Annotated in this window: 17 protein-coding genes; 9 read left to right on the top strand and 8 right to left on the bottom strand. The window is 65.3% G+C overall.

From position 1 onward, the window contains the following. Positions 1–3: 3 nt before the first annotated feature. From U8331_RS09605 to U8331_RS09590, 4 genes are all read right to left on the bottom strand, one after another. On the bottom strand, positions 4–1,626 hold the full coding sequence (locus U8331_RS09605) for a carboxyl transferase domain-containing protein (protein WP_481130826.1): 1,623 nt from the start codon (positions 1,624–1,626) through the stop codon (positions 4–6). 140 nt (positions 1,627–1,766) lie between these two features. Continuing rightward, positions 1,767–2,147 carry a hypothetical protein gene (locus tag U8331_RS09600; RefSeq protein ID WP_481130825.1) on the bottom strand — a complete coding sequence of 127 codons (381 nt, stop codon included), beginning with the start codon at positions 2,145–2,147 and terminating at the stop codon, positions 1,767–1,769. Between the two features lie 166 nt (positions 2,148–2,313). Next, on the bottom strand, positions 2,314–2,691 hold the full coding sequence (locus U8331_RS09595) for a hypothetical protein (RefSeq protein ID WP_481130824.1): 378 nt from the start codon (positions 2,689–2,691) through the stop codon (positions 2,314–2,316). Positions 2,692–2,872: 181 nt separating this feature from the next. Next, positions 2,873–4,048 carry a thiolase family protein gene (locus U8331_RS09590; protein WP_481130823.1) on the bottom strand — a complete coding sequence of 392 codons (1,176 nt, stop codon included), beginning with the start codon at positions 4,046–4,048 and terminating at the stop codon, positions 2,873–2,875. Positions 4,049–4,333: 285 nt separating this feature from the next. Here U8331_RS09590 and U8331_RS09585 point away from each other — a divergent pair, with 285 nt between their 5' ends. Beyond that, positions 4,334–7,162 carry a S8 family serine peptidase gene (locus U8331_RS09585; RefSeq protein ID WP_481130822.1) on the top strand — a complete coding sequence of 943 codons (2,829 nt, stop codon included), beginning with the start codon at positions 4,334–4,336 and terminating at the stop codon, positions 7,160–7,162. Between the two features lie 418 nt (positions 7,163–7,580). Here the strand turns inward: U8331_RS09585 and U8331_RS09580 are convergent, their stop codons facing one another. The 3 genes from U8331_RS09580 to U8331_RS09570 form a co-directional block, all read right to left on the bottom strand. Then, positions 7,581–8,738, bottom strand: coding sequence for an isovaleryl-CoA dehydrogenase (locus tag U8331_RS09580; protein WP_481130821.1), 1,158 nt, complete (start codon positions 8,736–8,738; stop codon positions 7,581–7,583). Positions 8,739–8,851: 113 nt separating this feature from the next. After that, positions 8,852–9,955 carry a Glu/Leu/Phe/Val dehydrogenase dimerization domain-containing protein gene (locus U8331_RS09575; RefSeq protein ID WP_481130820.1) on the bottom strand — a complete coding sequence of 368 codons (1,104 nt, stop codon included), beginning with the start codon at positions 9,953–9,955 and terminating at the stop codon, positions 8,852–8,854. 206 nt (positions 9,956–10,161) lie between these two features. After that, positions 10,162–11,382, bottom strand: a complete 1,221-nt coding sequence (locus tag U8331_RS09570) for a 2OG-Fe(II) oxygenase (RefSeq protein ID WP_481130819.1) — start codon at positions 11,380–11,382, stop codon at positions 10,162–10,164. A gap of 123 nt (positions 11,383–11,505) precedes the next feature. Between U8331_RS09570 and U8331_RS09565 the strand changes: the two genes are divergently transcribed. The 4 genes from U8331_RS09565 (at position 11,506) to U8331_RS09550 (ending at position 18,813) form a co-directional block, all read left to right on the top strand. Next, positions 11,506–14,955: a methylmalonyl-CoA mutase family protein gene (locus U8331_RS09565; protein ID WP_481130818.1), complete on the top strand. Its 3,450-nt coding sequence runs from the start codon at positions 11,506–11,508 to the stop codon at positions 14,953–14,955. Positions 14,956–15,183: 228 nt separating this feature from the next. After that, the gene (locus U8331_RS09560) at positions 15,184–16,128 is read left to right on the top strand and encodes a reverse transcriptase family protein (RefSeq protein ID WP_481130817.1); all 945 of its coding nucleotides are present in this window, start codon (positions 15,184–15,186) and stop codon (positions 16,126–16,128) included. 26 nt (positions 16,129–16,154) lie between these two features. Continuing rightward, the gene (locus U8331_RS09555; RefSeq protein ID WP_481130816.1) at positions 16,155–17,507 is read left to right on the top strand and encodes an OLD family protein; all 1,353 of its coding nucleotides are present in this window, start codon (positions 16,155–16,157) and stop codon (positions 17,505–17,507) included. Between the two features lie 718 nt (positions 17,508–18,225). After that, positions 18,226–18,813, top strand: coding sequence for a hypothetical protein (locus U8331_RS09550; protein WP_481130815.1), 588 nt, complete (start codon positions 18,226–18,228; stop codon positions 18,811–18,813). A gap of 65 nt (positions 18,814–18,878) precedes the next feature. On the opposite strand, the gene U8331_RS09545 is transcribed toward U8331_RS09550, so the two are convergent. Next, on the bottom strand, positions 18,879–19,682 hold the full coding sequence (locus U8331_RS09545) for a protein NO VEIN domain-containing protein (protein WP_481130814.1): 804 nt from the start codon (positions 19,680–19,682) through the stop codon (positions 18,879–18,881). A gap of 174 nt (positions 19,683–19,856) precedes the next feature. On the opposite strand from U8331_RS09545, the gene U8331_RS09540 reads away from it, so the two are divergent. The 4 genes from U8331_RS09540 to U8331_RS09525 all read left to right on the top strand — a co-directional run bounded on the left by U8331_RS09540 (position 19,857) and on the right by U8331_RS09525 (position 22,505). Continuing rightward, on the top strand, positions 19,857–20,240 hold the full coding sequence (locus U8331_RS09540) for a hypothetical protein (protein ID WP_481130813.1): 384 nt from the start codon (positions 19,857–19,859) through the stop codon (positions 20,238–20,240). Between the two features lie 219 nt (positions 20,241–20,459). Next, positions 20,460–20,948, top strand: a complete 489-nt coding sequence (locus U8331_RS09535; protein ID WP_481130812.1) for a hypothetical protein — start codon at positions 20,460–20,462, stop codon at positions 20,946–20,948. A gap of 400 nt (positions 20,949–21,348) precedes the next feature. Further along, a complete protein-coding gene (locus tag U8331_RS09530) occupies positions 21,349–21,984 on the top strand; it encodes a tetratricopeptide repeat protein (RefSeq protein ID WP_481130811.1) in 636 nt (211 codons plus the stop codon). 116 nt (positions 21,985–22,100) lie between these two features. Beyond that, positions 22,101–22,505 (top strand): cupin domain-containing protein, encoded by a 405-nt coding sequence (locus U8331_RS09525; RefSeq protein ID WP_481130810.1) that lies wholly within the window; start codon positions 22,101–22,103, stop codon positions 22,503–22,505. Positions 22,506–22,540: the final 35 nt, after the last annotated feature.

Genomic DNA, 22,540 nt, shown 5'->3' with positions numbered 1-22,540 from the left:
GAGCTACATGCGGAACACCCCGAAGCGCGTGCGGTCCGCGATGGGAGCGTTGAGGCTCGCCGACAGGCCCAGTCCTAGCACGCGCCGGGTGTCGGCCGGGTCGATGATGCCGTCGTCCCACAACCGCGCGGTGGCGTAGTACGGATTGCCCTGGTCCTCGTACTGTTGCCGGATTGGGGCCTTGAACGACTCCTCCTCGTCCGCCGTCCAGTCGCCGCCGCCGGCCTCGATGCCGTCGCGCTTGACCGTCGCCAGCACGCTGGCGGCCTGTTCGCCGCCCATTACGCTGATCCGCGCGTTCGGCCACATCCACAGGAAGCGCGCGCCGTACGCACGGCCGCACATCGCGTAGTTGCCGGCACCGAAGCTGCCGCCGATCACCACGGTGAACTTGGGCACGTGCGAGCACGCCACCGCGGTCACCATCTTCGCCCCGTCCTTGGCGATGCCGGCCTGCTCGTACTTCTTGCCGACCATGAAGCCGGTGATGTTCTGCAGGAACACCAGCGGGATGCCGCGCTGGTTGCACAGCTCGATGAAGTGCGCACCCTTGAGCGCGCTCTCGGCGAACAGGATGCCGTTGTTGGCGACGATGCCGACCGGGTAGCCGTGCAGGTGGGCGAAACCGGTGACGAGCGTCTTGCCGTAGCGGGCCTTGAACTCCTGGAACTCGCTGCCGTCGACCACGCGCGCGATGACCTCGCGGATATCGAACGGGCGGCGGGTGTCCTTCGGCACGATGCCGTACAGCTCCTCGGCGGCATATAGCGGTTCCTTGGGCGGCTCGCGCGACGGCTGCACCGCCACCGGCAACACCTTGCGGCGGTTGAACGTGCCGACGATGTCGCGCGCGATCTGCAACGCATGGCGGTCGTCCTCGGCGAAGTGGTCGGCAACGCCGGAGATCGACGTGTGCACGTCGGCGCCGCCGAGGGTCTCGGCATCGACCACCTCGCCGGTGGCTGCCTTCACCAGCGGGGGGCCGCCGAGGAAGATCGTGCCCTGTTCGCGCACGATCACCGACTCGTCGCACATCGCCGGCACGTAGGCGCCGCCGGCGGTGCAGCTGCCCATCACCACGGCGACCTGCGGGATGTTCTCCGCGCTCATCCGCGCCTGGTTGTAGAAGATCCGGCCGAAGTGCTCCTTGTCGGGGAACACCTCGTCCTGCAACGGCAGGAACGCGCCGCCCGAATCGACCAGGTAGACGCACGGCAGGTGGTTCTCGCGCGCGACTTCCTGCGCGCGCAGGTGCTTTTTGACCGTCATCGGGAAATAGGTGCCGCCCTTGACCGTCGCGTCGTTGGCGACGACCACCACTTCCTGGCCCATCACCCGCCCGATGCCGCAGGCCATGCCCGCGGCGGGTGCCGCGTCGTCGTACATGCCTTCGGCGGCCAACGGCGCGATCTCCAGGAACGGCGAGCCGGGATCGAGCAGGGCGGTGATGCGGTCGCGCGCGAGCAGCTTGCCGCGCGCGGTGTGCTTGTCCCGGGCCTTCTCGCCACCACCGGCGGCGGCGCGTGCCAGCCGTGCGTCCAGTTCCTCGACCAGCGCGCGGTGGTAGGCCGCGTTGTCCTGGAAATCCTGCGAGCGGGGATCGAGGGCTGAGCTCAGTCGGGGCATGCGGAGGTCGGCGGTGGTGGAGGCGCCACAGGATACCCGGGGTGGCGGACCGCGGTCGCGCGGGCGTGTGGCGCGGGCGGCGAGGACCAAAGAAAAAGGCCCGCGTGCGCGGGCCTTTCCGGTGCAGCAAGTGCGGACGATCAGTCCTGGACTTCCGCGTCGGCCTCGGCCTCGGCTTCGGCCTGCTCGTCGGCCATCTCCGCCGAGACGCTATCGGCCGCATCGCCGATGGCGCCGGCGGCGTTGGCCTTGCCTTCCTCGTAGGCCTGCTGGATCGGATCGGCGGCCGCGTCGGCCGCGGCCGCGGCCGAACCGACCGCCGCGGCGGCGCCGGCGGCGGCGGCTTCGGCGCCAGCCGCGGCGGCGTCACCCGCGGATTCGGCGGCGACGGCGGCCTGCTCGCCCGCGACCTCGGCTTCGGCGGCCGCTTCGTTGGCTTCCTGGTCGGCGGTCGGGGAGTTGCAGGCTGCGAGGGCGAACGCGCTGGCGGCCAGCAGGATCAGAAACTTGTTGTTATTCATTGCGGACTCCTGTGTCGGCAGTGGACTTCGATAAGGCGCCGGTGCTGCCGGCGGCGGAACTATCCGAGCGCCGCCCGTAAAGCAATGTGAAGACGGCGCCCGCGGACACAAAAAAAAGCCGCCGGCATAAACCGGCGGCTCTCTGGATCAATAACTCGGGCCGGAATTACTGGCCGTCGTTGTTGGTCTCGGCGTCGGCACCGGCAGCGGCTTCTTCAGCAGCGTCCTGGGCCTGCTCGGCGGCGTCGGCGGCGTTCTCGGCCGAGTCGGCAGCGTCGTCGGCGCCGGTCATGTCGGTCGCACCGGCAGCGGCGTCGGCCGAGGTGGCAGCGGCGTCGGCAGCGGCGGCGGCGGTGTCGGCAGCAGCCTGGGCAGCGTCGGCAGCCATGGCGTCGCCGGCAGCGGCGGCGTTGGCAGCGGCTTCGGAAGCCTCGCCAGCAGCCTCGGCGGCCTCGGCGGCGGAATCTTCAGCCTGCTGCTGGTTCGAGCAAGCAGCCAGAGCAAAACCCAGGGCCAGGGCAAGCAGCGCCTTGTTGAAAGTCATGGTTCGTTCCTCGTCGTTTTTAAAAGTGTGGGCAACGCGCAGTTGCGCGCCGTTAACATGATGACAAGGCCGTGACGCCTGTCAAGCGGCACGTTGAAATTTTTAGTTAATACCTTGTTAACCAATTCAGCGGCCGCGCGCGCAAAGTGAACAGGGGCGTGGTAAAAGCGCCGCCGCCCGTTCAGGTCAGCTCGATCGCGATCGCGGTGGCCTCGCCGCCGCCAATGCACAGCGATGCCACGCCGCGCTTTCCGCCGCGCGCACGCAAGGCGTTGATCAACGTCACCAGCAGGCGCGCGCCGCTGGCGCCGATGGGATGGCCAAGCGCCACGGCGCCGCCATGCACGTTGATTCTGTCGTGCGGAATGCCGAGATCCTTGATCGGCGCCATCGCCACGCAGGCGAACGCTTCGTTGATCTCGAACAGATCCACGTCCTCCACCCGCCAGCCGGCCTTCTCCAGCACGCTGGAGATCGCCTTCACCGGCGCGGTGGTGAACCACTCCGGCGCTTGGGCATGGCCGGCGTGCGCGACGATGCGTGCAAGCGGCTTCAGCCCTTGCGCCGCCGCGGTATCGGCCGACATCAGCACGGTTGCGGCGGCGCCGTCGGAAATCTTCGACGACGACGCGGCGGTCAGCACGCCTTCCTTGCCGAACGCCGCGCGCAGGCCCGGGATCTTGCCGGTGTCGATCTTGCCGGGTTCCTCGTCGGTGTCGACCACGACCTCGCCCTTGCGGGTTTTCACCGTCACCGGAACGATTTCGTCCTTGAACAGACCATCGGCCTGGGCCTTCTTCGCGCGGTTGACGCTCTCTTCGGAGAACGCGTCGAGCGCGGCGCGATCGAACCCGTAGGTGCTGCAGGTGGCGTCGCCGAACACGCCCATCGCCTTGCCGTCATACGGGTTGGTCAGGCCGTCGTGCGCCATGTGGTCGAGCATCTCGGCGCTGCCGTAGCGGATGCCGGTACGCGAGTTGTTGAGTACGTGCGGGGCGTTGGTCATCGACTCCATGCCACCGGCGACGATGACGCTGGCCGAGCCGGCCTTGATCATGTCGTGGCCGAGCATCACCGCCTTCATGCCCGAACCGCACACCTTGTTGATCGTGGTGCAGGCCGCGGACGCGGGCAGGCCGGCGCCGAGCGCGGCCTGGCGGGCGGGTGCCTGGCCCAGGCCGGCGGGAAGCACGCAACCCATGATCACCTCCTCGACCTGGCCGGGCGCGACGCCGGCCTGCTCGAGTGCGCCGGTGATCGCGGCGGTGCCCAGCTCCGGGGTCGGTACGCCGGTGAACTGGCCGAGGAAGGAACCGATGGCGGTGCGCTTGGCACCGACGATGACGACGTCGCTCATGGCGGACTCCAGATGATGTGGAAGCCCGCGGGGGCGGGCTCCGGATGGGGCGGCTGCGGCCGGATCGCCCGATTATGCGGCGGCGTGCTGCAGTGCCGCAAACCAGCAGGGCGGCCGGTCGCCGGCGCCATCCACTTCGCGGCGGCCGTGGCGGTTCGCTTCACCAGCTTGAACGCATTGCCGATTGTGTCGCCTGCGCGCCGCATCGATACTCCCGTGAACCGCGCCGCAGGGTCGCCCACCGGCGAGCGGCGCGTCGAAGCCATGGATTCCGGGGGAGACCTGATGAAGCTGCATCCCAACGTGCTCGCACGCGCGTGCCGTATTGCTCTGGGTGGTATCGGACTGGCCGTGCTGGCCGGGTGTGGTGGCGGTGGCGGCGGGAATGGTGGCGGCGTCATCGTCCGGCCCGACACCCCGCCGCCGACCGCGCCGCCGGGCGAGCCGGTGGTGTACGAGCAGGATCCGCGCTTCATCAAGCATCTCACCGTCACCCGCGCCGACGAGGCACTCGCGGCCGGGTTCACCGGCGAGGGCATCCGGATCGGCGTGGTCGACAGCGGCGTCAACCACTACCACCCGTCGCTGTACCCGCGCGTGGTGGAGAACCTCGTCTACCTGGACCCCAGCCAGAACGACCTGGACGTGGACGACACCCATGGCCACGGCACCGCGGTGGCGCAGGTCATGGCGGGCACCGCGTTCGGCGCCTGGCCCGGCGGCGTCGCGCCGGGCGCGGAGATCGTCTCCGCGCGGATCATCTCCGACGAGACGCCCGAGGACGACGGCACGGGGCAGGGCAACGAAGTCGACGGGCCGCTGGGGCTGGAGCCGATCCACCAGGACCTCATCGATCGCGACGTACGGATCATGAACAACTCCTGGGGCGGCCTGTACTGGACCAATCCGGAGGCGACCGCGCCGATCGCCGGGGAATACCGTCCCTTCATCATCGAGCACGGCGGGCTGGTGGTGTTCTCGACGGGCAATTCGGGCTTTGCCGGTCCTTCGAGCATGGCCGCACTGCCGAGCCAGCCGGGCGTCGGCGGCACGACGCCGGCCGCCGACCTGGAGAGGGGCTGGATCGCCGTCGCGGCGGTGAGCACCGATGCGCCGACCCGGTTGGCCAGCTACTCCAACGCCTGCGGCGTCGCGATGGACTACTGCATGGTCGCGCCCGGCGACGTGGTCACCACCGGGACCGACGATGCCTCGGACGATCCTTCGTACTACAACTGGAGCGGCACCTCGTTCTCCGCACCGCTGGTGTCCGGCGCCGCGGCGCTGGTGTGGGAGGCCTTCCCGTACTTCGACAACGATCTGGTGAGGCAGACCCTGCTGGGCACCGCCACCGACCTCGGTACGAGCGGCGTGGACGACGTCTTCGGCCATGGCCTGCTCAACGTTGCCGCGGCGGTGCAGGGACCGGGTCGCCTCGACTGGGGCCAGGTGGAGGCCGATTTCGACAGCGGCACCTCGTTCTGGAGCAACGACCTGTCCGGCGACGGCGGCATCACCAAGCGTGGCGACGGCGCGCTGGTGCTGGAAGGCGACAACGATTACGACGGTGACACGCGCATCGAGGGGGGCATCCTGACGGCCCTGTCCGACATTCCCGACAGCGCGTTCGTCGGCGCCGAGGGTGGTCTTGAACTGCTGGCGAGCGGAGTGGACGGCGCGCTGACCAGCAACGGCGTCGTGTTCATGCACGGCGGCGGGTCGGCTGGCCAGACGCATCGGGTGGCCGGCAATTTCCTGCAGGGGGAGGGCGCCCTGCTGGCGTTCGATGTCGGCTCGACACTGCAGGTCGACGGCACCGCCGCCATTGACGGCGACGCGATGGTGGCCGGCGTGACCGAGGGCTATGTCCACCAGTCCAGCGAGACCTTCCTGACGGCCGACGGCGGCGTCACCGGCCGGTTCGACAACCTGCTCGCGGGCGAGGGCGTGTTCCTCGAGGCGGAGCTGGCCTACACCGCCAATGCGGTGTCGCTGGAAATCGAGCGTCTCGACGTCGGCGCCACCGCACAGGCCTCGGCGATGAGTGCGGCTGCCGTGGGCAGCGCCGTCCGCGTCGAAAACGCATTCCGCATGATCGATGGCGTGCAGGCGCCGGTCGTGGGTGGCTTCATCGAAGGCGCGGCCGCGTTCCAGCGCACGCCCAGCCTGGCGGCGGCCGAGCAATCGCTCGAAAGCCTCTCCGGCGAGCTGCACGCCGCCGACACCGCTTTCGCGATGATGGCGATCGAGGGTGGACGGCACGCTTTGGAATCGCGACTGGACACGCTCGACCGTAGCGGCCTGGCGGGTGCCTGGGCCAACCGGCTCGATGGCGAGCGCTCAATGTGGGCGCACACCCGGCTCGACAGCAACGGATGGCTGGTCGGCCATGACCGCTGGCTCGCGCCGAACCTGATGACCGGTGTCGCGGTCGGCCAGAGCGACGGCTACGCGTCGCACGACCTGCGCGGTGACCGCGAGCGCAACCGCCAGCTCGAGGGCCAGTTCTACGGCGCGTGGGACGACGGCGCGAACTACGTGCTGGGCCGCTTGGCCGTGGGTCGTACGGATCGCCGGATGCAGCGCGACATCCTGCTGGGCGGCAGCCGGTTCGGCGTTGCTGCCGATTACGGCAACCACTACTCGACGCTGGGCGTTCAGGCCGGCCACCGGTTCGACATCGGCGGCGGCACGCTGACGCCGTACATCGGCACGCAGGCGTTGCAGCTGGACCGCGACGGCTTCGCCGAGCAGGGCGCCGCGGGCTTCGGGCTGGCCAGCGCAGCGTCCAGCCTCGAGGCGACCCAGGCACTGGCCGGTGCGCGGCTCGAGCGGCAGTGGTCGCTGGGATCGGCGCGCGTCGGCCTGCAGGGCCGGATCGAATGGCAGCGCACGCTGTCGCAGTCCGGCACTGCGATCGACGCGCGCTTCACCGGACTGGACGTGTGGTCGCCGATCGGCGGCGCCGGGCTGGGCGACGAGGCCGCGGTATTCGGCCTCGGGCTGCAGGCACGCCTGCCGGAGTGGGGACGACTCGGCCTTGACCTCGACAGCCGCCGCGAGCACGGCCGCAGCTACACCGGCGCGTTCGCAAACTGGTCGGTCGGGTTCTGATCCGGGGAATCCAGCCGGATAGGACGAAGGACGCCGCGGTCACACCGCGGCGTCTTTTTTCTGCCGCAGGGTACGTGGCACCTCGCGCCTTGAAGCGGTTCCCACGCAAGCTTGAGCTGTTGTAGGAGCGGCTTCAGCCGCGATCATGGAATCGGTGCGGGTGCCCGATCATCCGATCGCGGCTGAAGCCGCTCCTACAAAAAAGCCCGGATTTTCACGAGACGAAAGCAGGAGCGACGTAAGTCGCGACCTGTACATCGTGGCCGGAGGATCGATGGGCTCGGCGGGTCGGGGTGTCGGAGGCGGGTCTCCAGGCGACTTTATCGTTGCCGGACGGCCACCGGTGGTGGCCGGGTTTCGGCGGGTCGCGACTTACGTCGCTCCTACAAAGCGGAGGGCGGCCAGGAAACGGGCGCGATCAACTCCGCCCGTCGAACAGCTCCCGGCCGATCAGCATGCGGCGGATCTCGTTGGTGCCCGCTCCAATCGCGTACAGCTTGGCATCCCGCAGGATGCGGCCGGTCGGGTACTCGTTGATGTAGCCGTTGCCGCCGAGCGTCTGGATGCCTTCCAGCGCGACCTGCACCGCCGCCTCCGAGGCGTGCAGCAGGCACGAGGCGGCATCCACGCGGCTCTTGTGGCCCGCGTCGTAGTCCCGCGCCACCTGGTAGGCGAACGCGCGGCTGGACTGCAGGGCGGTGTACATGTCGGCGATCTTGCCCTGCATCAGCCCGAAGCAACCGATCGCCTGGTCGAACTGCTTGCGCTCGCGCACGTAGGGCAGGGCGATGTCGAGCGCCGCCTGCATCAGGCCGATCGGGCCGCCGGTCAGCACCAGCCGCTCGGTGTTGAGGCCCGACATCAGCACCTTCACGCCGTTGTCGACCTCGCCGAGCACGTTCTCCGCCGGGATCTCGCAGTCCTCGAACACCAGTTCGCAGGTGTTGGAGCCGCGCATGCCGAGCTTGTCCAGCTTCTGCGCGGTCGAGAACCCCTTCATGCCCTTCTCGACGATGAAGGCGGTCATGCACCGGCTGCCCGCGTCCTTGCCGGCGGTGCGCATGTAGACGATCAGCACGTCGGCCTCGGGGCCGTTGGTGATCCACATCTTGTTGCCGTTGGCGACCCAGACGTCGCCGCGCAACTCGGCGCGGCACGACATCGAGCCCACCACGTCCGACCCTGCACCGGGCTCGCTCATCGCCAGCGCGCCCTTCCACTCGCCGCTGCACAGCTTGGGCAGGTACTTCGCGCGCTGCGCGTCGTTGCCGTTGGCGTACAGGTTGTTGACGCACAGGTTGGAGTGGGCGCCGTAGCTCAGGCCGACCGAACCGGACGCGCGCGAGATCTCCTCCATCGCGACCAGATGGGCGAGGTAGCCCATGTCGCTGCCGCCGTATTCTCCCGGCACGGTGAGGCCGAGCAGGCCCATTTCGCCCAGCTTGGGCCACAGGTCCTGCGGGAATGCGTTTTCTTCGTCGATCGCGGCGGCGCGCGGGGCGATTTCGGCATCGGCGAAGCGGCGCACGGCCTCGCGCAGGGCGTCGAGTTCGTCACCAAGGGGGAACGGGCGCATGGAAACTCCTGGTGGGTCCGGTGGAGGCCGCCGTCCGGGGCGGCCGTGCAATGCAGGTTCCAGAAACGACGACGGGGCACTCGGCCCCGTCGTCGGTACAGCGTCAACCGTGCTTACGCACCGCCGCGAATGCGACCCTGGAAGCGCGGGGTCGAGCGGCCCAGCGGCAGCTTCAGCTTGCCCATCACGTCGATGCGCTCCTCGGCCATGCGGTCGGCGGCCTTGTAGGTCGGGATGCCGTCACGGTCGGCGATCTCGAAGATGCGCGTCAGGTTGTGGTAGATCGTGCGCATCTGGCGCATCGCACGCTCGCGGTTGTAGCCGGTCATCTCCAGCGCGACGTTCATCACGCCGCCGGCGTTCACCGCGTAATCCGGCGCGTACAGGACGCCGCGCTTGGCCACTTCGTCACCGATGGCGTTGTTGGCCAGCTGGTTGTTGGCCGCGCCGCAGATCACCTTGGCCTTCAGGCGGGGCAGGGTGTCCTCGTTGACGGTGCCGCCCAGGGCGCACGGCGAGTACACGTCGGCGTCGACGTCGTAGATCTCGTCCAGGCCCACGGCCTCGGCGCCGTACTCGGACACGGCCTTGTCGACCAGGCCCTTGTTGATGTCGGTCACGAAGATCTTCGCGCCGCGCTCCTTGAGCAGCTTCACGTACTCCATGCCGACGTGGCCCAGGCCCTGCACGGCGTAGGTGTACTTGCCGACTTCCTCGTCGCCGAAGCGCTTGTTGAGCGAGGCCATCAGGCCCTGCAGCGCGCCGTAGGCGGTGAACGGCGACGGGTCGCCCGAACCGCCGTGGACCTGGTGCACGCCGGTGACGAACTCGGTCTCGCGGTAGACGAACTCCATGTCGTTGACGTCGATGCCGACGTCCTCGGCGGTGATGTAGCGGCCGCCGAGCGACTGCACGAACTGGCCGAACGCGCGGAACAGCGCCTCGGACTTGTCGGTCGCCGGGTCACCGATGATCACCGCCTTGCCGCCGCCGATGTCCAGGCCGGCCACCGCGTTCTTGTAGGTCATGCCGCGGCTGAGGCGGAGCACGTCGTTCAGAGCGTCCTGCTCGGTCTTGTACGGCCACATGCGCGTACCACCCAGGGCCGGGCCCAGGACGGTGTTGTGGATCGCGATGATGGCCTTCAGGCCCGCGTCCTTGTTGTGGCAGAACACGACCTGCTCGTGGCCGAAGGTGTCCAGGGTCTCGAAAATCATCGGGTGCTCCGCGTCGGCGCGCGAATGCGTTGTTAACGCTTTACGCCAACTGTTTTTGGTAGGTAGTTGAATCTTTTGGGATTCGCCTGTGCGGCCGAGGTGATGCGCCGGCCGCAGGGGCGGTAGTCTAATCCAATCGCGGGATACGGCTGCGTATGTTTTTCGTGTGACCGGCGTTGCATTCAGGGGGTGACCGGCGCCAGCCGTCACGCATTCCGGTAGCGCCCGTCGCGTAGCCACAACGTGGCCTGCCACTGCTGCCCGCGTTCGATCGCAGCCTCGGCGTGCAGCGCGCAGGCGTCGTGGCTGCCGTCGTCGCGCAGGTTGTCGAACACCAGCGCGGCGCCGGTGGCCGGCCGCACCGTCCGCCGTACCAGCGGGAAGGACAGCCCGCCGCCGTCCTCGGCCGCGCCCAGGCACACCCACACCGTGCGGCGCCGGTTGCCGGCCAGCGGACGGTCGTGCGCCAGCTGCCCGGCGGGCAACGGATCGCGATGGGCCGGCCCGCTGGGCTGCAGCCCTCGGCATTCGACCTGCAGCGGTTCGGCCTGGGCCAGCTCGCCGCGGGCCGCGCGGGCCAGGCGCAACTGCAGCACGCGTAGTGCGAAATCCTCCTGCACGCCGTCCAGCCGGACCGTGCCGGGGCTGTCCTGCGCGTCGGCCAGCATCGCGCTGGCGACCAGCAAGCGGCACTCGTCCGACGTCAGCAGGCCATCGATGCGGGCCAGCCGCGGCCGCTCGGCCATCCAGCCGAGGGTCGGCGGCACCAGCGCCTCCTCGAAGGCGAGGGTGGAATGCGTCACCGGCCCGCGGCCCGGACGCGGCTTCACCGGCAGGGCGACGATCGGCGGCAGCGGCTCCACGCCCTGCTGGCGCAACTGCGCGCGGATTGCCGCGGCGGCGCGCGGCTGCAGCGGGCAGCCCTCGCCGCGCTGCAGCCGCTCGGCCAGCAATACGGCCGCCAGCATGTCGCCGCCAATGGCCGCACGCTCCAGCAGCTTGACGCACAAGGCCTGGTCGACCGGGTTCGCTTTGCGCCCCAGGTGCAGCGCCGCCGCGCGCAACGCCGGCGGGTGGTCGTGCTGTACCGCCACCAGCATCCGTTCGTTGATACGGCCATCGCGTGGCAACAGCACGCTGCCGAGCGCGACCCACGCCAGCCAGTAACCGGCCGTCGGGTTGCCCGCCGCTTCGGCCTGCTCCAGGCAGTGCACCGCGGCGCGCAGCCGCGTCGGGTCGCCGCCGAACAGCCATTCGCGCGCCCGCTCCACCTCGGCGTCGGTCTCCTCGCGAGGACGCGGCGCCCGAGGGGGCGCGGCGGTGGCCACCTCCTCGATCTCCGCCGCCGGCACGGCGGGAGCGGGTGCCGCGGCGGCCGCGCGCAGGGCGGCCAGGCCGTCATTTCCTTGGGCGGCGAACAGGTCCATGAAACGGAACAACGTACCCGCCGCGGCTGAGCGGCCGCCGCCCGTCGCGGCGTTGCCGCCCGGAGCCGCCAAACACCCCCGCGCTACAATCGGTGAATTCCCGTTACAGCAGTCGAGTGCGCCATGAGCACCCCCGCCAGCAACCTCCCCGAGTCCAACGCCGACACCGCCCGCACGCCGCTGCGGTTCGTCACCGCCGCCAGCCTGTTCGACGGCCACGACGCCGCCATCAACATCATGCGGCGGCTGATCCAGGGGCAGGGCGCGGAGGTGATCCACCTCGGCCACAACCGCTCGGTGGAGGACGTGGTACGCGCCGCGCTGCAGGAGGACGCCGATGGCATCGCGCTGTCGTCGTATCAGGGCGGCCACGTCGAGTACCTCAAGTACATGGTCGACATGCTCAAGGAGCGCGACGCCGGCCACATCAAGATCTTCGCCGGCGGCGGTGGCACCATCACCCCCGAGGAGATCCGCGAGCTGCAGGCCTACGGCGTCGAGCGCATCTACCACCCCAACGACGGCATGCACATGGGGCTGGTGGCGATGATCGAGGACGTGGTCCGCCGCGCCGAAGAGGGCCGCCAGGCCGACACCACGCCCGACAAGCCGGCCGCGATCGACGACGAGATCACGATCGGGAAAATGCTCAGCGCCATCGAAGAAGGCCTGCTGGACGAGGCCGAGCTCGCCCACAAGCGCAAGCAGTGGCAGCTGGCCGGCGGCAAGACCCCGGTCATCGGCATCACCGGCACCGGCGGCGCCGGCAAGTCGTCCGTCACCGACGAGCTGCTCAACCGCTTCCTCGCCAACTTCCCCGAGATGCGCATCGCCGTCATCTCCGTCGACCCGACCCGCCGCCGCACCGGTGGCGCGCTGCTGGGCGACCGCATCCGCATGAACTCCCTGCGCAGCCCGCGCGTCTACATGCGCTCGATGGCGACCCGCCGCCAGCACGCCGCCACCAACGCCGTGCTGAAGGACTCGATCGGCTTCCTCAAGGGCCTGGACTACGACCTCGTCATCGTCGAGACCGCCGGCATCGGCCAGAGCGACTCGGAGATCGTCGACCTGGTCGACTTCCCGATGTACGTGATGACCAGCGACTTCGGCGCCCCGAGCCAGCTCGAGAAGATCGACATGCTCGACTTCGCCGAGCTCATCGTGCTGAACAAGTACGACAAGCGCGGCGCCGAGGATGCCCTGCGCGACATCCGCAAGCAGTGGAAGCGCAACCGGGTGAAGTTCGACGTCAAGGACGAGGACGTCCCCGTCTACCCGACCATCGCCAGCCAGTTCAACGACCCCGGCGTCAGCTGGATGTTCGCCAACCTGTGCCGGTTGTTGCGGGAGAAGCTCGAGCTGCCGGCCGATAACTGGTCGCCCGACATCGACACCGCGCTGAAGGAACCGCGCGCGACGGTGCTGATCCCAGGCAGCCGCGTGCGCTACCTCGCCGAAATTGCCGAGCAGGGCCGGGGGATCAACAAGCAGATCGAGACGCAGGCCGAAATCGCCGACCGGGCGCAGTCCTACTGGCAGTCCCTGCACGACCTCGAAGACCCGCAGCTGCCCAAGCAGCTCGACCTCTACCAGGCCGAAGCCCTGCAGTCGGAGGACGACCGCACGCTCCTCACCCTCCGCCAGCGCTACAACGACGCCGTCCAATCCCTCACCTCCGAGGCCCTCAAGCTCCTGCGCGACTGGCCGGCCCGCCTCAAATCCATCACCGACGACGTCAACGAGTACCAGGTCCGCGACAAAACCATCCGCGTCGAAAACTACCGCGAGTCCCTGTCGCACCAGCAGATCCCCAAGATCGCCGCCCCCACCTACAAATCCTGGGGCGAGCTGCTCACCTTCCTGCAAAAAGAAAACCTCCCCGGCGCCTACCCCTACACCGGCGGCGTCTACCCCTACCGCCGCACCGGTGAGGACCCCATCCGCATGTTCGCCGGCGAGGGCACGCCGGAGCGCACCAACCGCCGCTTCCACTACCTCAGCGTCGGCCAGCCCGCCGCGCGCCTGTCCACCGCGTTCGACTCGGTCACCCTGTACGGCGAGGACCCGGCGCCGCGCCCGGACATCTACGGCAAGATCGGCAACTCCGGCGTCAACATCCCCACGCTGGACGACATGAAGAAGCTGTACTCCGGCTTCGACCTGTGCGCGCCCACCACCTCGGTGTCGATGACCATCAACGGCCCCGCGCCGATGATCCTGGCGATGTTCATGAACACCGCCATCGACCAGCAGGTGGAGAAATACCTGCGCGAAGACCAGCAGCGCTGGGACGACGCCCGCGCCAAACTCGACCAGATCTTCGAAGGCAAGCAGCGCCCCACCTACGACGGCAACCTGCCCGAAGGCCATGACGGCCTCGGCCTCGGCCTGCTCGGCGTCACCGGCGACCAGCTGGTGGACGCCGACACCTACGCCCGCATCAAGGCGCAGACCCTCAAGACCGTGCGCGGCACCGTGCAGGCCGACATCCTCAAGGAGGACCAGGCCCAGAACACCTGCATCTTCAGCACCGAGTTCGCGCTGCGGATGATGGGCGACATCCAGCAGTACTTCGTCGACAACGCGGTGCGCAACTTCTACTCGGTGTCGATCTCCGGCTACCACATCGCCGAGGCCGGGGCGAACCCGATCAGCCAGCTCGCCTTCACGCTGTCCAACGGCTTCACCATCGTCGAGTACTACCTCGCGCGCGGCATGAAGATCGACGACTTCGCGCCCAACCTGTCGTTCTTCTTCAGCAACGGCATGGACCCCGAGTACACCGTCATCGGCCGCGTCGCCCGCCGCATCTGGGCCCGCGCCATGCGCGAGCGCTACGGCGCCAGCGCCCGCAGCCAGATGATGAAGTACCACATCCAGACCAGCGGCCGGTCCCTGCACGCGCAGGAGATCCAGTTCAACGACATCCGCACCACGCTGCAGGCCCTGTACGCGCTGTTCGACAACTGCAACAGCCTGCACACCAACGCCTACGATGAGGCCATCACCACGCCGACCGAAGAGAGCGTGCGCCGCGCCGTGGCGATCCAGATGATCATCAACAAGGAACTCGGCCTTAACTTCTGCGAGAACCCATGGCAGGGCAGCTTCATCGTCGACAAGCTCACCGACATCGTCGAGGAAGCCGTCTACAAGGAGTTCGAAGCCATCAGCGAGCGCGGCGGCGTGCTCGGCGCCATGGACACCATGTACCAGCGCGGCAAGATCCAGGAAGAGAGCCTGTACTACGAGCACAAGAAGCACGACGGCAGCCTGCCGCTGGTGGGCGTCAACACCTTCCTGGGCAAGGACGGCCACTCTGATGTGGCCACCGAGATCGAACTGATCCGTTCGACCCCTGAGGAGAAGGGCCAGCAGATCGAGAACGTGGCCGGCTACCAGGACAACCGCAACGCACTGGCCGGGAAGGGCCTGCGCGCGCTACAGAAGACCGCCCGCGACCGCCAGAACGTGTTCACCGCGCTGATGGAGGCGGTGAAGACGCACAGTCTGGGGCAGATCAGCCATGCGTTGTATGAGGTGGGTGGGGAGTATCGGCGAAATATGTGACGTAACACTTCTGTATCGCTTCGACAGTCCACAACTGCTTTGGGCTTGCAGCAGCTCCTAGTTCTGCTAATCTGGCGACATGCCAGCGACTAGGAGTAGCTCCAGTCTAATGTCTGGCCTCTACAGCGCTTTAGTTATTTACGTATGCCCGGCCCGGCGAACAGCTGAAGGCCGGGCATTTCGTTTGCGGTGTTCGAACGTTGCGCAGATGGCGTTGGTGGGAAGGGTATGAAAGCGAGAGAACTGCGGACGCTGTTCGATGCCATGTATCACGGCAAATATGATTTCGATGATTTCCTCAACTGCAACGTTGAAGAAAACTATGACCTCGTGCCGTGGTCTGGTCGCGTTATATATAAGCCCAGCAAGAAGCTCAAATCCTTCCACCGGTTTACTAATAATTTCATTTTTGACCATCTTCCAATAAATGGTCGGGTTGCATTCGCGTATAGAAAGGGGTCAAACCCTCATCATGCGTTGGAGCCTCACTCCGAAAGCCGTGCGTTCTACCAAACGGACCTTACCAAGTTCTTTGACAGTATCACTACTGATTTAATTCGTGGTGTTCTGGCTCACGCAGCGACTCCTGTCTCTGACCTTTCCTCTTATACCGAGCGCGTGTTGGAACTCGTCACTGTCGAGGGGCGATTACCGATTGGCTTTTCATCGTCGCCGCCGCTTAGCAACGCATGCTTGAAGAAGTTTGACGACGCTTTAGAGGAGCTGTGTGGTCGCAAAGGTCTGATCTACTCTCGCTACGCAGACGACATCATCATTTCCTGCCAGGATCGAGAGCGTTTAGCCGGTATGGAAGAAACGCTTAAAGAGTTTCTGCGCCTCCATTTGGGAGAAGGGTTTAGCATTAACCAGTCGAAGAGTAAGCTTACTACGGTCGGTAGAAAGATAAAGGCGCTTGGGATGGTGGTGCTGCCGTCTGGTCAAGTTGCCATCGATATGGCCGTCAAGAAGAAAGTCGAGACCCAACTCCACTTCTTTATCAGCGACCGAGTTCGCTTAGCCAAGATATTCAACAATGACTTGGAGTCCGGGCTACAACAGCTTGCGGGCAGCATAAGTTATATAAATGCTGCTGATCAGGCTTATCTTGAGAAGCTCCGTAGAAAGTATGGCTCAACTGTGATTGATAGTTTTTTACATAGGTCGGCTCAATGAGTCGATTTAGCATTTCAATTCAGGCAGTGCAGCATATCAAGGACTTCCATGTTGACGTGGATCTAGCAAGCCCTGGTCTCTTATGTTTTGTTGGCCGGAACGGTGTTGGAAAGACTACGCTGATGCGTGCATTACGGAATTTGTCGAATGCGGATACCTTCATGAGGACCGCTAGCGCACAAATTTTCGATTCGAATAGTCGCATCGAGTATGAGGTGGACGGGAAAAAATTTTCTTTCAGTTACGATCCGAAGATTCGTTCGCTGAATTGTAGGCAAAGCATCCCAGTTGCGATTCGCACTCTCGTGTCGGCCGAACTGCCAATGCCGCATGGGGCTCGTTTCAACTATTTCAGGAGCGCGAGCGAAGCTGACAACGAAATTCGGCAGTCCTTAATTATCGAGGACTACGGTAAACCTGAGGAATTGATTAGATTCTTATCTTCCATCTACGCGTCAGATAAATACGACCAGTTGGTGGAGGTATCCGCAAGAGGAAGAAGTTATTACTGTATACCTCTTGCGGATGACAGGTATATCCGAGAGGATCACTTGAGCTCGGGTGAATACTTTTTGATAAATTTGTATCGCACGATCAAGGGCGAGGCGCGTCTAATCGCTGTCGATGAAATTGATCTGTCTTTGGATGCGGCAGCTCAGGTTCAGCTGGCAGGCTGGCTCCGTTCGTTCTGCAGGGAGTATCAGTGCAGTATTTTGTTTACTACCCATTCGCTTGCAATGATGCGAACGTTAGAAAAGTCTGAGTTGGCATATATAGACCAGGAGACTGACAGAACGGTTTGCTATCCCGCATCTTATAGCTACGTAAAGGCAAGGCTTTTCGGGTTTAGGGGGTGGGATCGGTACATTTTGACAGAAGACCCGGTTTTGAAAGGGTTCATTGAATATGTCATTCAGGAGTATTGCCCTCGCACCTTCTTTAGCTGCAATGTGATCTACATTGGCGGAGCTACGCAGGTGACTGACTTACTTCGTCGCAACCACGCTGAGCGTTTTCTAGCTGATCCAGGAAGCGTGATTGCTATTCTGGATGGTGATCAGCGCGAAACTGCTCATGCACAGCATCCGGCAGTACACTGTGTGCCGGTCGAGAGTGTGGAAAAGGCAATCCTTAGCCACTACTCTGAGCCCGATTTTCCATACAAGTTGCCTACGCCGAAGGTTTTTACCGGCGCGAAGGATGCTTTCAACTCAATTCAGGAGCAGCAAGTCGCGACAAGGAATGAGCTGTACAGCTTCTTGTGCCGGAAGTATTCGCTCGCGGACCTTTCGCGGACTCTGGCGGAATTTCTTGGTGTCGTCGAGCCTCCTGCGGGTTCGGAACAGCAGCCTGCATGCGGCTCATCGCTCGCGCCCTGACCCTGAGTGTAAGATTCTTGTCGCTCGCGTTGCGCTATGTGCCGATCACTTCCACAGACCGCGGCGGAACAGGGTGAGGCCGGTGCACTGGATTCGCAGACGGATCGACAAGAAGTTCAATGTGCCTTAGAGAGCGATTTTCCGCGACCTCTCCAACGACAAATCGCTCGCCCGCGCCGGTCTGCAGTTGCAAGTTAGCTGAGTAGCCGCTCTCGAGAATGGCCTTTTCCCGGCTTGAAACACACGCTTCAAAAAATCGCCTCTGCGCTGTCGCGGGTCGACGTCCGACATCTCGGATCCCGTCTCGCCCGGTCTAAGAGACCGTAAGGATGTGGATCGGTATCGATTCACATCCCCACGCCCGATCTTTACTAGCTGGTGTGACAACTAGGACAACAGTGGTAGCAGCCGTTGGATTGTGGATACGTTTGCTTTGCCTCTCGTACCGCAGAGTGGCAACTCACGTGATACCCAAGTGACAACTGATTGCTGGAGATGGGAAGGCGGTAGCAGGCGCCAGGCGTCAGGTCGTGGACCTCGTGATCACCGTTCGTTTGAGCGTTTCTGTTGACGCAGAAGTTAGGCATTGGTCGTCCAGTGAGTCGCGAAGAATTTTCGCCAGTTCCTTGTACAGACCGTTTGTCGCACTGGTTGCGACTGACGAGAGCGATGGTTGCTAGATGAACTGCTCTATCCGTCGCTTCGAATGAGGGTCGCCATGTTTTCAAAGTTGCTGGAGATCAGTGAGCACAGGTTTCTCATTCCGTTGGTCCTGATCGCAGCCGCAACAGCGCTGGCGAAGGCCGTGTTTGGCGTGCACCGCTTCCGTAGCCAAGATCGGAAGGATTACCTTGAGCTGTGGAACTCAAGGAAATCCTCTGATGATCTGTGGATCGAGGTTGCCGTGAGACACCAATTTGGCGAGTACCTTCCGGCTAGCTTGATCAGATCTCTGATGAGTGCGCCACAGGCAGGTCGCGCATTGCTGGAGGTTTCGACGATCTGGGCACTACTGGATTGCAAAGACGAAACCGGCGAAGTGCATTGGCGTAGCAAGCGGCATCAGAAGCAGATGTGGCGGGGCATCGAGCGACACGCTATGAACGTTGGTTACTTTCTGTCGATGGGTTCGGCACTGCTACTGAGCTATTTGATTGTAAAGGTGCCCGGTGGTGATGCGTTCTCTTTTGGACACCTTTGGGCACTCGTCATTGCTTTGGTCATCTTGGCCTTTGCGGCGCTGGAGAAAGCGAACGTGTTGCGGATTGCGGAGAAGGCGGCGCCAAGATGGCTAGGCCTGAATTAATTGGGGCCAAGTACGGGCATTCTGTTCATGTTTAACTGCCGTGAGGCGAAAGCATTTTCGAGGTATCAGGCTAGCCGAGCGAGATAGGAGACCGGCTCCAGTTCGCAGCGCGTCGCAATAGCGCCCGATAGTTCAAAAACGCGCGGGCGGTCTCGGAACGCGAAGAGCCGATAGAGGTGGTACTGCTCAGCATCGACCTCCGACCGTGCTAGCTCGTTCCGACTGACGTAGAAGGGAGTGAGTTGGCCAAAGGCCGTGGTCTTCACCTCGATTAGCCTCTCGCGTCCGTTTGTCTCGAACGACAGCACGTCGTAGCCCAGCCCATCTCCTTGCGTGGCGGCCACATGCTCCACTCGATTGCTGAGAGCCTGCTTGCCTAGAGCGTGGAGGCGTCGAACCTCGAGTTCCGCCACGAAGAGCTCGCCCGCTCGACCGAGCGATCTGTTCCTCGCTTCTTGGGCCAGATAGTCGCGGCGGGCTGGCGAGAAGCGCGGGGTGTACGTGGACGCATTCTCTTTCACTGCTGCTGGCTGGGGCGCTGGTACCCAGATTGAGAGGCCATCCTCAAGGGACGCCACGGTTGCTGGGCGTAGCACTGCGGCCTGCGCAGCGTCTTGCACCAATGGGTTGTGCTCCAGTTGCCTTTCCACCACTTCCAGCAACACGGTCTGATAGTTGCCACGCGGCTTGTACCCTTTGATGTACGGGTAATTAAGCTCAAGCATCACAGCACTGATGTTGCAGTGCTTGAACTCCACCGACTGGCGGTTTCGGTCGTCTAGAAGCTTGAGCAGCGCGTGCGCGTGTTCCGTCTTGCTGTAGCGCTGGCCGTTGAGTTCCAGCGTCAGCATGCGCAGGTAGTCCGCCACGCAGGCTTCTACCTCAATACGAGACCAATCGTTTGCCCGTGCCATATGCGTTTCCCGTCCGCGTGGCGCCAGGCTAGCACTCTCAAGTGCTGCGAGCCCCGTCCCTCCTTGGTCTCAAGCGTAGCGATGGGGCGGCAGTAGCTTCTGTCTGATCCCCACCTGCGAGGCTAGGACGTGTCTCATCAACGACAGACCGAACCACACACGATCTTTGAGTACCTCTACCGCGACGCAGGCAACTGGAAGACCGCCGGCGCTTTGTTGCTCACCGGTACTTCTGACAACGCAGAGACCACCACCCGAAGTTCGCTGGAATGGGCAGACCAGTTCGTAGCCGAACAAGTCGGCGTGCCGTCGCTCTGCCCCAAGCACTTCGAGACCACCGGCGACGGCCCGACCGATCTCGACCATGTCTATCACGAGTTCCTCGGCCTCCGTGCTGCAACGGCGGCCGATCTGTTGCTCCCGCTCGCCGGCGAGCTATCCGACCTCGTCGAACGCTTTGGCATCGCCGCCGGCCGTTGGAACGTGACGCTTTCGCCCAACTGCCTTCTGTAGCTCGCGGGTCGGAAAACTTCCCATACCCGCGTAGGACAACGCCGCGACACAGTGTCCGCATCGCCGCCGCGGGGGCTGAGACCGCGCCAAAGCTGCGAGACTCCCACCCGCTCCGATCGCCCCGTACCCGCGATCACCCAGCGCCACACGGACCGCGGCGGAGCATGGACGCACCCGGCATCCCGCCGGGTCGACACAAGGACCGACAAGGAGATCACCGTGTCCCAGAACTTCATTTCGCTCACCCTCACCGACGACCAGGTCACCGACGCCCGCGCCGGGCTGGACCAGCTGGCTGGCGCGCTCGTCGGGGCGGTGGCCATTCCGGATTCGGAGCGTCGCAACCTCATCTACATGGGCCCGCGCTCGGAGCCGTTCGTACGGCAGGTGCTGCGGGTGCTGCAGGCCAATCCGCAGATCGTGCCGCCGAGCATGGACGTGGCCGGCGCCACCGCGGACCTCGCCACGCTCGACCGCCTGCGCCCGCTGCTGGAGGACCTGCAGAAGCTGGTCGCGCGCGTGTCCGACACCGTCGACCTGCTCGGCAGCGACGCGATGGACCTGGCGCTGGACGGCTACGCGCAGATCAAGCTGTCCGGTGGCGACCAGGGTCTGGACGACCTGCGCCGGCAGCTCGGCACGCGCTTCACCCGCGGCCGCCGCGAGACCGCCGAGCCGGTGCCGGGTCCGGAATTGACGCCGGCCTGAGCCTGTAGGCACCGCTGCAACGGGAGAGCCGCCTTCGGGCGGCTTTTTCGTATCCGGTGCCGATCGTGCGGCTATCTCCGGCTAAAACGAGGTCTCGAACCTCATCGACGAGGTTCCGGACCTCGTTCGCGAGGTTCCAGACCTCGTCATCGGGGCTCCGGACCTCGCCAACGAGGTCCCGGACCTCACGCGCGAGGTTCGGCACCCCGTGAGCGAGGTCCCGGGCGTCATCGATGAGGTCCCGAACCTCGCCGGAGAGGTCCGGATGCTCAACGGTGAGGTTCGTCGGGTCACTACTGACTGCTCCAAACCAATCGCCAAGGCCGACTTGTAACATCGGGTCGGCAAGACTCACCTCACTCCATACCCAGCCCGTAAGCGTTCTCGAGGAATGCCAGCAATGCCCATGATCGGCCGTCGTTCGCTGGTGCTGCTCCTGATGCTGACCTGCCTGTTGCCCATGGCATGGGCCGGTGATGACGCGGCGACACCGGGGCTGTGGGTCCAGGACGACCCCGCTGCCGTTGCCTGGCGCCCGCCGCCGGGACAGACCAGCAGGTTTCGCGAGCTCCTGAACCAGGAGCTGCGGCGCCATCCCCGCAACGTGTCGGCACGGATACACAGGGCCTATCTGCTCGACAGGGCGGGCGAGCATGAGCGGGCGCGGCGCGATTACGACGCTGCGCTCGAAGCCGCACCGCCGCAGGGGCCGGAGCTCCGGCACATCCTCTGGTCACGCGGCTGGAGCCGCTACGACAGGGGCGACGTGGCCGGCGCGCTCGAAGACTGGCAGGAGTCCGTGCGCCGGCATGGTGGCCGTCCTCACTGGGCCCCCTATACCTTCGCCCTGGCCTACTGGACGCTGGGCGACGCGGAGCAGGCGCTGGCGTGGTACGAGGCCGCGGCCACTTCGAACAGGGAGTGGGGCACCGAGGCCGGCCTGAAGGACAAGACCAGCCATTGGCGCCCCGAGCAACGCGAACGCATGCAGGCGCTTTTCGGGGTATGGAACGCGGCGGCCGGGCCACGCCGATGATGGAAGCCCGCGCCAGCCATGCTGCCCGGAGCTGTAGCGCGGCTTGTCCGCGGGTGCGGCGTCGTTCTTTCCTTCATCGCCGCCTGATCCCCGCCGATGGTCCGTCGCCTGCGGCTGTGCGTTTCCTGGCCACCAGCGAGCAGACCGGTGGGCGCTTTGCCGTGGTCGAGCTGGCCGAGCAGGGCGGCTACATGACGCCGCCGCATCGCCACGACCACATGGACGAGAGCTTCCACGTACTGGAAGGCGTGCTGCGGGTGACGATGGCGGGCCGGACGGTGGACCACGGGCCCGGTTCGTTCGTGGTCATCCCGCGCGGCGTGGTGCATTCGCAGGGCAGCGCGGACGAGCGGCCGGTGCGCGTGGTGATGACCATGGTGCCGGGCGGGTTCGAGGCGTTCTTCGCCGGGCGTGTCGAGCTGGCGCGGCACACCCGGCGCGGTGAACCGGGGTTCGAGGACGGCATGTGGAAGCTCCTGCGCGAGAACGAGCGGTGGATCCAGCCGGGCGCTGCGGAGTAGGGGTTCCGCATCCGGCCATCGCAAGCACTGCCGCC

The organism is Lysobacter sp. CC-YZS074, assembly GCF_056739745.1.
Note: the sequence above shows the minus strand (reverse complement) of the source record. Positions and strands in the feature narration are given on the sequence as shown.